The sequence below is a fragment of the Acinetobacter sp. 243_ASPC genome, from assembly GCF_001054715.1.
GTDB classification, from domain to species: Bacteria; Pseudomonadota; Gammaproteobacteria; order Pseudomonadales; family Moraxellaceae; genus Acinetobacter; species Acinetobacter soli.
On record NZ_JVOR01000070.1, the window covers coordinates 36,018 to 47,854 of the forward strand.

General features: G+C 42.2%; 10 protein-coding genes. 8 read left to right on the top strand and 2 right to left on the bottom strand.

What is annotated here, in order from left to right:
• Positions 1 to 113 precede the first annotated feature (113 nt).
• The 7 genes from ADA42_RS06925 to ADA42_RS06955 all read left to right on the top strand — a co-directional run bounded on the left by ADA42_RS06925 (position 114) and on the right by ADA42_RS06955 (position 7,936).
• Positions 114 to 1,268: an acyl-CoA dehydrogenase family protein gene (locus ADA42_RS06925; RefSeq protein ID WP_004937831.1), complete on the top strand. Its 1,155-nt coding sequence runs from the start codon at positions 114 to 116 to the stop codon at positions 1,266 to 1,268.
• A gap of 56 nt (positions 1,269 to 1,324) precedes the next feature.
• Positions 1,325 to 2,602, top strand: a complete 1,278-nt coding sequence (locus ADA42_RS06930) for an MFS transporter (protein WP_004947575.1) — start codon at positions 1,325 to 1,327, stop codon at positions 2,600 to 2,602.
• An 89-nt stretch (positions 2,603 to 2,691) separates the two neighbouring features.
• Positions 2,692 to 3,963 carry an MFS transporter gene (locus ADA42_RS06935; RefSeq protein ID WP_004947573.1) on the top strand — a complete coding sequence of 424 codons (1,272 nt, stop codon included), beginning with the start codon at positions 2,692 to 2,694 and terminating at the stop codon, positions 3,961 to 3,963.
• Positions 3,964 to 4,004: 41 nt separating this feature from the next.
• Complete coding sequence (locus ADA42_RS06940) at positions 4,005 to 4,673, top strand: 3-oxoacid CoA-transferase subunit A (RefSeq protein ID WP_004937825.1); 669 nt, start codon at positions 4,005 to 4,007, stop codon at positions 4,671 to 4,673.
• Positions 4,673 to 5,329, top strand: coding sequence for a 3-oxoacid CoA-transferase subunit B (locus tag ADA42_RS06945; RefSeq protein WP_004947570.1), 657 nt, complete (start codon positions 4,673 to 4,675; stop codon positions 5,327 to 5,329). The genes ADA42_RS06940 and ADA42_RS06945 overlap by 1 nt, the downstream gene beginning before the upstream one ends.
• Before the next feature lie 67 nt (positions 5,330 to 5,396).
• A complete protein-coding gene (gene dcaP / locus ADA42_RS06950; RefSeq protein WP_004937823.1) occupies positions 5,397 to 6,704 on the top strand; it encodes an outer membrane trimeric porin-like protein DcaP in 1,308 nt (435 codons plus the stop codon).
• 20 nt (positions 6,705 to 6,724) lie between these two features.
• Entirely contained in the window at positions 6,725 to 7,936 is a 1,212-nt protein-coding gene (locus tag ADA42_RS06955; RefSeq protein WP_004947565.1) for an MFS transporter, read from the top strand.
• A 23-nt stretch (positions 7,937 to 7,959) separates the two neighbouring features.
• Here ADA42_RS06955 and ADA42_RS06960 read toward each other — a convergent pair whose 3' ends face one another.
• Positions 7,960 to 8,382: a PaaI family thioesterase gene (locus ADA42_RS06960; RefSeq protein ID WP_004947562.1), complete on the bottom strand. Its 423-nt coding sequence runs from the start codon at positions 8,380 to 8,382 to the stop codon at positions 7,960 to 7,962.
• A gap of 341 nt (positions 8,383 to 8,723) precedes the next feature.
• Here ADA42_RS06960 and ADA42_RS06965 point away from each other — a divergent pair, with 341 nt between their 5' ends.
• A complete protein-coding gene (locus ADA42_RS06965) occupies positions 8,724 to 10,526 on the top strand; it encodes an acyl-CoA dehydrogenase C-terminal domain-containing protein (RefSeq protein ID WP_048764309.1) in 1,803 nt (600 codons plus the stop codon).
• Between the two features lie 152 nt (positions 10,527 to 10,678).
• Here the strand turns inward: ADA42_RS06965 and pcaU are convergent, their stop codons facing one another.
• Positions 10,679 to 11,503, bottom strand: coding sequence for an IclR family transcriptional regulator PcaU (gene pcaU / locus ADA42_RS06970; protein WP_004947557.1), 825 nt, complete (start codon positions 11,501 to 11,503; stop codon positions 10,679 to 10,681).
• Positions 11,504 to 11,837 lie beyond the last annotated feature (334 nt).

An 11,837-nucleotide genomic window follows, 5' to 3' on the forward strand; every position in this document is an offset into this window, starting at 1 on the left:
GTTTAACGAAATTTATTTTTAAAAAGTATTGTAAATTTGGTTTTAGTTCTCGTAGTATGAAATTAGTTCAAATTAATTTAGATATGTGAATTTGGTGGACAGGGAGAACACACATGATCCGCGATGATGGAATGTTGCAGCAGTTACTTTCAACCATTCGAGACTTTGTCCGCAATGAATTGATTCCCAGAGAGCACGAAGTAGATGAAAATGACCGTATTCCACAGGATATCGTGCAGCAGATGCGTGAAATGGGCCTATTCGGATTAACCATTCCAGAAGAATATGGCGGCCTAGGTATTACCATGGAAGAAGAGGTCAATGTTGCATTTGAATTGGGGCATACATCGCCAGCGTTTCGTTCACTGATTGGAACAAATAATGGCATTGGCTCGAGTGGCTTAATTATTGATGGTACAGATGAACAAAAGCAGAAATACCTGCCCAAATATGCCAGCGGTGAGATTATTGGTTCGTTTTGCCTCACTGAACCAGAAGCAGGATCTGATGCAGCATCCTTAAAAACGACAGCAGTGAAAGACGGTGACTTTTATGTGATCAATGGAACCAAACGTTACATCACCAATGCACCACATGCTGCAACCTTTACCGTGATGGCGCGAACCAATCCAGAGATCAAGGGGGCAGGAGGAATTTCAGCATTTTTGGTTGAGGCCAATACACCAGGAATATCGTTAGGAAAAATTGACAAGAAAATGGGCCAGAAAGGCTCACATACCTGTGATGTTATTTTTGAAAATTGTCGTGTTCCGGCTTCAGCACTCATTGGAGGCGTAGAGGGCGTTGGTTTTAAAACCGCGATGAAAGTACTCGATAAAGGGCGCTTACATATTGGTGCGTATAGTGTCGGAATTGCCGAGCGCATGCTCGATGATGCACTGCGTTATGCGGTAGAACGCAAACAATTTGGTCAACCGATTGCCAGTTTTCAATTGATTCAAGCCATGCTGGCCGATTCAAAGGCTGAGATTTATGCAGCAAAATGCATGGTGCTTGATGCCGCTCGACGTCGTGATGATGGTCAGAATATCAGTACAGAAGCCTCATGTGCCAAGATGTTTGCTACTGAAATGTGTGGCCGTGTGGCAGATCGCTGCGTACAGATACACGGCGGCGCTGGATATATCAGCGAATATTCCATCGAACGTTTTTATCGAGATGTTCGTTTGTTCCGTTTATACGAAGGCACAACTCAGGTTCAACAGCTCATTATTGCCAAAAACATGATTAAGGATATTACACACTAAACAAAAGTATATGAGGCAGAGGATGCCTCATCATTTAATTGTCTGAGGAAATAGACATGACAACGGATACAATTACACAAGATCGTCCTGTTGCAGTGATTGAAACACCCAAAAAGATTTGGATTACCGCGTTTGTTTTTGCTTTTTTAGCGCTATTGTGCGATGGCGCAGACCTTGGATTTCTGGCACTAAGCTTAACTAGCTTAAAGGCAGAGTTTCACCTTACGGGAGTACAGGCTGGTACTTTAGGCAGTTTGACTTTACTCGGATCGGCCATAGGCGGCTTGTTTGGTGGTTGGGCATGTGACCGTTTTGGACGAGTCAGAATTATTGTTTTTTTTGTTGCTTACTCGTCGATTCTCACCTGTGCGCTCGGATTTACTCAATCTTATATGCAATTTGCATGTATACGTGTGCTTGGAGCAATGGGGCTTGGTGCGCTATATATCGCGTGTAATGTGTTGATGTCTGAAATGGTGCCTACCAAACACCGCACCACCGTTTTGGCGACACTCATGACCGGCTACACTTTAGGCTCATTGCTTGCAACCTTACTCGCGGGACATATTATTCCCGATCATGGCTGGCGCTATTTGTACTGGTTATCGATTACACCTATTGTATTATCATTTTTTATGCATTTTATGGTGCCTGAGCCAGAATCATGGAAAATCTCATTCGAACGTCGTGCTCGTGTGCATGCCCAGCAACCAGCTGTAAAATCTACAAATCCATATCGGGAAATCTTTAAAGAGCGCCGTCATGGCGTCATGTTTTTACTTTGGGTGGTGAGTACAGGCGCCTTACAGTTTGGTTATTATGGTGTGAGTAACTGGTTACCTGCCTATTTAGAATCTGATCTTGGTATTAAATTTAAAGAGATGGCCATGTATATGGTCGGTACCTTTATGATCATGATCTTTGCCAAAATTATTGCTGGTATGATTGCCGACCGTTTGGGCAGACGCGCTGTTTTTGCCTTTGGTACGATTGGTACCGCACTGTTTATTCCGGTGATTGTTTATTTAAACACGCCTATGAATATCTTATGGCTCATGTTGATGTTTGGGTTTTTATATGGCATTCCGTATGCAATTAATGCCACATACATGACCGAAAGCTTTCCAACCTCAATGCGTGGCTCTGCCGTCGGGGGTGCCTATAACGTAGGGAAAGTGCTCTCTATTTTTTCTCCACTTACCATTGGTTATTTATCACAGCAAGGTTCTATTGGTTTAGGGCTACTCGTGATGGCTGCGGCGTACTTTATTTGTGGTGTCATTCCTTTGTTATTTATTAAAGATCGTTTGTTTAATCCACAAAAAGCAGATTAACTCTACGTAATTTTAAATGCGTAGAAAAGATTTCAAATGATTTTAGCAACAATAATGAGAACAATGGATCAATTAAAAAAGGTGTATCAATGAAAATGGAAGTTTTAGATTCGATACAAAATGACGTGGTTCAAACGCCTAAACGCATCTGGATGACTGCATTTATTTTTTGTTTTTTTGTTTTATTGTGCGACGGAGCCGACATCGGAATTTTGGCATTTACATTGACCAGCTTAAAGGCGGAGTTTGGCTTGACCAGTGTTCAAGCAGGAGCGCTGGGAAGCTGGTCAATTTTAGGCATGGCCATTGGCGGATTGGCGGGTGGTTGGGCCAGTGATCGTTTTGGTCGCGTCCGGATTATTGTGATTGCCACTGCCGCATTTGCAATTTTATCTGCATGTACGGGTTTTGCGCAGTCTTATACCCAAATCGCAATTTTAAGAACGATTACCTGCATGGGGCTGGGGTGCCTGTATATTGCCTGTAATACCCTAATGTCGGAATTGGTGCCAACCAAATATCGCACCACAGTTCTGGCCACACTCATGACGGGATATACCCTGGGCTCGTTAGTTATTACAGGTCTATCGGGTTGGATTATTCCAGAGTTTGGCTGGCGAATGCTGTATTTCATCACCATCATTCCCATTGTACTGGCTATTTTGATGTGGATGCTGGTACCAGAACCTGCCTCTTGGCAACGTGCACGCGAGTTAAAGTTGCATGCTGCACCCACAAATCATGCTCAATCGAAAAACCCGTATGTCGCTCTTTTTAAAGATAAACAGCACGGCAGAATGCTGCTGCTCTGGTCGTTTAGTTCTGGATTTTTACTGTTTGGTTACTTTGGAGTCAGTAACTGGCTGCCTGCTTATCTTGAGGCCGAACTCGGCATCAAGTTTAAAGAGATGGCGGTATACATGATTGGTACTTTCATTACCATGATGTTTGCAAAAGTGGTGGCCGGTTTTGTAGCGGATCGTATTGGTCGACGTATTGTGTTTGCTTTTGGCACCTTTGGAACAGCCCTGTTTATACCGGTTGTGGTCTACTTTCATACCGCTCAGAACATTGGCTGGCTGATGCTGATCTTTGGTTTTCTCTACGGGATTCCGTATGCCATCAATGCGACCTATTTAACTGAAAGTTTTCCAACCTCGATTCGTGGTACAGCAGTGGGTGGTGCCTTCAACATCGGACGTATTGGGGCTATTTTTGCACCGATCGCGATTGGATATCTTGCCATGCACAATTCCATTGGTGCCGGATTGTTACTCATGGGCGTGGCTTATTTTATGTGTGGCCTCATCCCGACATTACTGATTAAGGATCGTTTATACGATCCGCAACGTGCGGATTGAATCCGGTTTGTTTATCGAAACCATTCAAGGAATAGATGATTATGGTGAATAAAATCACGACAAACATAGAGTCGGTTTTAAAATCGATTCCAGATGGTGCAACCATTATGACCAGTGGCTTTGGTACGACAGGGCAGCCCGAAGCCTTGATTGAAGCGCTCATTGATATTGGCACCAAAGATCTGACCATTATTAACAATAATGCATCTTCTGGGCCGGGAGGGCTCACCAAGCTATTTTTGGCCGGTCGAGTGAAAAAGTTAATCAGTTCGTATCCTAAATCCATCAGCTCGACAGTATTTGCAGATTTATATCGTGCAGGGAAAATTGAACTTGAACTGGTGCCTCAAGGTAATTTGGCCTGTCGAATTCAAGCTGCTGGCGCTGGTCTGGGTGCAATTTTTACCCCAACCGGCTATGGAACCAAAATTGCCGAAGGAAAAGAGACACGTCATATCAACGGTAAAAACTATGTACTTGAATATCCATTAGAAGCGGACTATGCCCTGATTTATGCAGATAAAGCGGATCGATGGGGAAATCTGACTTACCGAAAAGCTGCCCGAAACTTTGGTCCTATTATGGCCAAAGCTGCAAAACAGACCATTGTACAAGTGAACCAAACCGTTGAACTGGGAACACTCGATCCCGAATGTATCATTACCCCCGGGATTTTTGTTCAACATGTCGTTGCAGTAGGAGACATTTAATGCATGTTCAAAAAAGAAATCGCGAAGAAATTGCTGCGCTCATTGCACAGGATATCCCTGATGGTGCCTACGTAAATTTAGGAATTGGCCTTCCTACGCATGTGGCAAAATATTTGCCAAAGGACAAAGAGATTTTCTTGCATTCGGAAAATGGTGTCTTGGCATTTGGTCCACCACCTATGGCAGGTGCAGAAGATCCCGATCTAGTCAACGCAGGAAAAGAGTTGGTGACGCTCCTTGATGGTGGATGTTTTATGCATCACGGTGATTCGTTTGACATTATGCGTGGCGGCCATCTGGATATTTGTGTGATTGGAGCATTTCAGGTGGCAATCAATGGAGATCTGGCCAATTGGCACACTGGGCGAGCCGATGACTTACCTGCGGTGGGTGGCGCAATGGATCTGGCAGTTGGTGCAAAAAGCATTTTTGTATATATGGAACACATCACCAAAAAAGGTGAACCCAAAATTGTGGAAACACTACATTATCCGATTACTGGGCAGCAATGTGTGGATCGAATTTACACCGATCTATGTGTGATTGAATTAAAAGCAGGTCAGGCGCATGTCATTGAAATGGTCGACGGACTAACATTTGAAGCATTGCAGGCTGTGACCGGATGTAAATTAACTGATGCAAGAGCCGCTGCATGATGATGTGCTCAGTACAGCAATGTGATCTCGCAGGTTGAAATCAAAATAAAATCTTTAAGGATAAAAGATGAAAAAACTATTACTGGCTGTGGCTTGTACCACGGCCTCAGGAGCGCTTTTTGCAAATTCGGGTACTACAGAACAACGAATTCAGACATTAGAAATGGAGTTAGCGCGCTTAAAGGCCGATTTGGCTCAGCAAAAACAACAAAATCAATCGGTTGAAAGTGTTCAAGCACAGCAAGTGAGTACACCTCAAAATACAGCCCCAAAAGATAAAGTAATTCCACCGTCTTGGGTCAATTGGACGGATCAAGTGAAGGTGTATGGAATTGCACGTCTTGATGCCGCTGTAGATTTTCAGTCTTCACCAGACAGTGGCGGACGTACTACAAGTAGTCTATATCGTACACCTTTTGAAAGTAGCACCAGAGCCAATCACGCACGTTCGGATGCCAGTATTAATGCCAGTCGAATCGGCGTGTATTTTAATAATCCCGATAAAACAATTTTAGGTAATGTCGAAGCAGACTTTTTTGACAGCTCGACCATGGGTACAGGCGATGGTAAATTCCGTATCCGACATGCATTTTTCACTTATAAAGATTGGACTTTTGGTCAAACATGGTCCTTGATGTCGAATATGGAAACTCGAACGGAGTCTGTCGATTATACGCAGTTCTTAGGTACCTCATACACCCGCCTGCCACAAGTACGATATGACTGGAAAATAGATGCTCAGCAGGACTTGAAATTAGCACTGGAATACACCGGTTCACGTGTATCGGCGTTGCCGTCTTTCACCACACGTTATAGTTATAAACAGGGCCCACTCTTGGTTTTGGCACAAGGTTTTATCAATGAAAAATCGGTCGATGTTGGGACAGAGAATATTAAAAAAATCAGTTGGGGCGCTGGTGGTGGCTTAAAATATGCCTTTACACCTATGCAATCGATTCAAGCCAATTATCAATATATCGTGGGCGATCAAAAATTTATGCCTTATACCGCGCAAAGTGGGCTGGCCAATGCTTCTACGCTCAATGCTGCTGGAGACTTTTCTTTAAATCAGGATAAAACGGCATTGGTCATGAATAAGTTGCATGCCTTTAATTTAGGATATACCTATAAGTTTAGTCCGTATTGGCGCACCAACTGGTCGGCATCGTTATTTAAGTATGACGATCGTACCACCTATGCAAAACTAAATCCCGATGCCAATAAGCAGCTTGTCGATTACGTAGCAAACTTATTTTATAGTCCGAATACTCAGCTCGATTTCGGTATTGAATATCATCAGGGGCAGCGAAAAGTGTTTGATGGTCGTACCGCCGATGTATCACGAATCAATGTTGTCTCTATGTACAAATTTTAGTTTGGGATGATCTAAATACAATGCAAAATGTCATGCAGTCTGCTGCTCAACCCTTGAACATGTCACGAGGTTTGGTATTTATCTTGGCCATGACATGCGGCATTTGTGCAGGCTCAAACTATTATAATCAGCCGTTGATCTATTCTATCGCGCACGCATTAGGAGTCAGTCCAGATCAAGCGGCACTAGTGATTGTGATTGGGCAGCTCTCATATGCGGTGGGGCTGTTTTTACTGGTGCCGCTGGGCGACTTTTTTGAAAAAAGACGCTATATCGTTCTGTTAATGTTATGCACCGGATTTTCACAAATCGGCATTTCATTTAGTCCAAACCTGAGTGCATTGTATGTTTTAACATTCATGTCGACATTTTTTTCGGTATCGACACAAGTGCTGGTTCCTTTTGCGGCTGGGCTGGTCTCTACACAGCAAAGCCCCCGTATTGTGGGTACGCTCATGAGTGGCCTGTTTATGGGGATTTTATTGGCCCGATCTGTTGCAGGCTTGATCTCTACATTGTGGTCGTGGCACGCGGTCTATTTACTCAGTGGTGGATTAATCCTGATTTTTGCAATTGTGGTTTGGTTCCGTTTACCTGAAGCACATCGAAGCGGGCAGATCAAACTTTGGCAAATCTATGTATCACTTTTTACGCTTGCCACCCATGAGCCACATTTGATTCGGCGTGGTATTGTGGGTGGTATCGGTTTTGGAATTTTAGCGCTCATCTTTACCACCATGACTTTTTTACTGGCCAATGCACCTTACTATTTTAATGATTTTCAAATTGGTGTATTTGGTGTGGTAGGGCTGGCTGGTGTATTTGCGACACATTGGGCAGGTAAAAAAATTGCTAAAAAACAAGAAAATTTAACCGCATTGCTCAGTTTGATCTTACTTATAGCAGCATGGTTTCCATTATTTTTTGCTCAAAAATCATTGATTCTTTATGCTTCAGGTGTAATTTTGGCCTATTTTGGATTATCTGCATTACACGTATTGAATCAAAATCTGGTCTATCGGATCTCACTTCAGGCAAGATCAAGAATTAACTCGATTTACATGACATTGTATTTTGCAGGTGCTGCACTGGGCTCACTCATGGCGGTCTATGCTTGGAAACATTGGGGCTGGACCGCCTGTGCAAGTATAGGTTTAGGTATGGCGATACTCAGTTTTATGATTGATCGTTATGACTTTTATATCATGAAACGCTCGGCTGATTGCGACTAAACAAAGCGTTTCATCGCGCTGACTTAACGTCGGATAATCATAAAGGTTGCTGAGGCAAAGGCATAAATCTTACCTTGATCATCAACAATTTTACCCTCGGTGGTAATGATATTCCGTCCCGCATTAATCAGTTCCCCATGCGCATAATAGGCGGTATCTATTTGCATAGGACGGATCATCTTCACATTTAAATCAATGGTGCCGTAGCCCGTATTTGAGCCAAGTACTGAATGTGCTGCGCCACCCGTGGATGTATCTAAAGCAGTGGCACAAAAACCGCCGTGTACGCCACCTTGTACATTTAAGTGGCTCTTGTTGGGAGTCACTCTATACACCACTTTTCCTTCAGATGCTTCAATTAATACCATTGGCAAGGTGTGTGCCATTGGGGAGGCATCTACTTCTCCTTGTTTTAAAGCGGTTAAAAACTCAAGACCCGTTTGCATATGACATCCTTGTTAAATGGTAGAATAAAAGAGAATTAAACATACTATAAAAACAAATTATTCAAAATATAATTTTGCATAACAAAAATAAAATTTATTTTCAGTTTTTATTTAATATTTTTATTAATACGTTGATAAGTTGTTAAGATGTTGTAATTATTCATTTATTTTTAAAATAAAAGTTCCTCTAAGCTATGTATTTGCATAATTAGCCTCGAATTCATGTTGTTTTGCAGAAATTAATTTTGCATTATGAAATTAAATTGGTTATTTTTGATTCATAGAATTACAAGATTGGATGTGTCTATCCATCACTTACAACACTGCAAGGGATTACAGAGATGCCGGTTTATCAAGCGCCACTTCGTGATATGCAATTTGTTTTACATGAGCTTTTAGAGGTTGAAACTACATATCAGCAATTTCATGATTATAAGGATATGCTCAGCACAGAGGTGATCAATCAGTATTTAGAGGCAGCCGCAGATTTTTGTGAAAATGAAATTGCACTGCTCAATCAATCTGGTGATCAGCACGGGTGTCGATTACATGAAGGTGTTGTGACCACGCCACACGGCTTTAAAGCAGCGCATCAAAAATATGCCGAGCTGGGTTTTCCATCCTTAACAGCAGATCCCGAATATGGCGGGCAAGGGATGCCAACCTTGCTTCGAATCGCAATTTCTGAAATGTTGTGCGGCTCGAATTGGTCTTGGGCCATGTATCAAGGGCTTTCACATGGTGCAATGCGTACGCTTGAGCATCATGGTACACCTGAACAAAAACAAAAATTTCTGAGTAAACTGATTACAGGCGAATGGACAGGCACCATGTGCCTCACCGAGTCACATGCCGGATCAGATTTAGGCTTGATACGTACAAAAGCAGAACCCAATGCAGACGGGAGCTATGCAATTTCTGGTGAAAAAATCTTTATTTCTGCTGGAGAGCACGATTTAACCGAAAATATTGTACATATTGTGCTGGCACGTTTGCCTGATGCACCTGCTGGAACCAAAGGTATTTCGCTTTTTATTGTGCCAAAATTTAATCTTGATAAGGCGGGAAATATTGCAGATCGAAATGCAGTGCTGTGTACATCAATCGAGCATAAAATGGGGATTCATGGTAACGCCACCTGCGCACTCCATTTTGATCGAGCAATAGGCTACTTAATTGGTCCGCCACATCGTGGGCTCAATTGCATGTTTACCTTTATGAATACTGCACGTATTGGAACGGCTGTACAAGGACTTGCAGCATCACAAATTGCCTTTCAAGGGGCTTTGGCTTATGCCAAAGATCGTTTGGCTATGCGTGGACTTACGGGTGCACATTATCCCGAAAAAAATGCCGATCCGATTATTGTACATCCCGCTGTTCGTAATATGCTAATGACGCAAAAAGCCTTTGCAGAAGGCGGCCGTGCACTTGTGTATTTTTTAGCACAGCATGCAGATATTATCGAAAAATCAAACGATCCTGCCCAAATTCAACACTCCGATGAGCTGCTGGCCTTTTTAACTCCAATTGCCAAGGCATTTTTGACCGAAACAGGTAATGAGTCGGCCAAACATGGTATTCAAATATTTGGTGGTCATGGATTTATTGTAGAACATGGTATGGAGCAAATTGCACGCGATGCCAGAATTTCTACGCTTTATGAGGGAACCACTGAAATCCAGTCGATCGACTTACTTGCGCGTAAAGTATTAAAGTCTAAGGGTAAACTTCTGAACAATATGCTTGATTTGATCGATACATTTATTGCAGCGCATCATGCAGATCCAGCCTTGAGTCTATATATTGAAAAGCTCATTGCATTAAAAAGAGAGTGGTTGAATCTTACTCAAGAGGTTACAACGGTTGCAAAGCAAAACCCTGAAGAAATTGGCGCTGCCAGTGTTGATTACTTATATTATTCTGGTTATGTAGTATTTGCTTATCTATGGGCAAAAATGGCACAAGTTGCCCATGAAAAACAACAAAATACAGCACAGGATACTCGTTTTTATGCGGCTAAAATTAAGACTGCGAATTTCTTCTTCGATAAGCTGCTGACCAGAACACAAAGCCATGCCGCTTCAATTAAATCAGGCGCTTCCTCTGTAATGGCATTGAGTGAAGAGGACTTTGCTTTTTAAAAAACAGATGATGCTTGAAGGCATCAGATTCTATTGATATACATTTTAAGCGCGACATTTTCACTGTTATTATACTCAGCCTATGATGAGGCTGAGTATTTCTTTATAAAATGATCAGATACGATCATCGAACAAGATGTATGGAAAATGAATTATAAAATATTGCGTAACTCACGTGCTGTTTCTTGCAATAGGGGCAAGATATGCTGAATCAGATATTCTTTTGTGGTTCGCATCGTGGGCGACACAATATTGAGGGCGGCCACCACACGTGATTGCTGCCCATAAATAGGAACAGCCAGTGCATGTACACCGAGTTCATGTTCTTCACTTGAATAACACCAACCCTGTTCTTTAATTTCAGATAACAGATCTAGAAAAATCACATTATCGGTATGGGTATACTTGGTTAAACGCTGTAAAGGATACTGATTTAGCCATTCTTGTTGTGCGAGATCATCTAGATAGGCCAACAGAATTTTTCCAGCTGAGGTGGCATGTGCAGGAAGTCGATTGCCCAAATGTAATCCGTAAGGATTTACACGATCTGTCTGTTGGTGCGCTGCGCTACGTGCAATGGTAATGGCTTCATATCCATCTAATACCATCACGGAGTAGATTAAGGAAGTTTGTGTGGTTAGTAAGTTGAGTAGGGGTTGCGAAATTTTTGGAAGCTGGGCACCGCCCAAATAAGAGCCTGAAAATTTTAAAATTTTTGGTGTTAAATAAAAGTAATGACCATCTGAATCTAGATAACCAAGATACTCCAGCGTGAGTAGATGCCGACGTGCTGCTGCGCGCGTCATGCCGGTGCGTTCGGCTGCCATGGTAATATTAAGGCGATGACGATCTGTGCCAAAGCTATCAAGTATTGCCAGACCTTTGCTAATACCTGCAACAAAGTCTTCATGACGAATCGTTTTTTTATTGGCAGGATTTTGAAGAATATTTTCTTCTCTGACTGAATTTCTATCCATGACGCACTCAAAATATGTTCGTTACAATACAGGTCATATTGCATGCTTACTATACTCTTAAAACGGATCAATTAAATGATGTTTTGTTCGAACATCGAACATAATTTTTATAAATCGAACAAAACCTTGTGGGTTGCTCTAGCGCTCAACCATAAAATTATAAAAAATGATCAAACAAGGGAATCCTACTAAATGACTAAGGAATAGTGATTTGTATCTCTCATTCATCTCCTTCTTCATGTCTGTTTTCCTTCCTTTCAAATTTGCTAGATGCACATTGGAGTTATCTAATGATAGATAAAAGTGCAGCGACCCTAACGGAAGCGCTCTCCCA

Bases quoted from the DNA above. Each gene is read 5' to 3' on its own strand.
- ADA42_RS06925 (WP_004937831.1), top strand. From the start codon at position 114: ATGATCCGCGATGATGGAATGTTGCAGCAGTTACTTTCAACCATTCGA.
- ADA42_RS06930 (WP_004947575.1), top strand. From the start codon at position 1,325: ATGACAACGGATACAATTACACAAGATCGTCCTGTTGCAGTGATTGAA.
- ADA42_RS06935 (WP_004947573.1), top strand. From the start codon at position 2,692: ATGAAAATGGAAGTTTTAGATTCGATACAAAATGACGTGGTTCAAACG.
- ADA42_RS06940 (WP_004937825.1), top strand. From the start codon at position 4,005: ATGGTGAATAAAATCACGACAAACATAGAGTCGGTTTTAAAATCGATT.
- ADA42_RS06945 (WP_004947570.1), top strand. From the start codon at position 4,673: ATGCATGTTCAAAAAAGAAATCGCGAAGAAATTGCTGCGCTCATTGCA.
- dcaP (WP_004937823.1), top strand. From the start codon at position 5,397: ATGAAAAAACTATTACTGGCTGTGGCTTGTACCACGGCCTCAGGAGCG.
- ADA42_RS06955 (WP_004947565.1), top strand. From the start codon at position 6,725: ATGCAAAATGTCATGCAGTCTGCTGCTCAACCCTTGAACATGTCACGA.
- ADA42_RS06960 (WP_004947562.1), bottom strand. From the start codon at position 8,382: ATGCAAACGGGTCTTGAGTTTTTAACCGCTTTAAAACAAGGAGAAGTA.
- ADA42_RS06965 (WP_048764309.1), top strand. From the start codon at position 8,724: ATGCCGGTTTATCAAGCGCCACTTCGTGATATGCAATTTGTTTTACAT.
- pcaU (WP_004947557.1), bottom strand. From the start codon at position 11,503: ATGGATAGAAATTCAGTCAGAGAAGAAAATATTCTTCAAAATCCTGCC.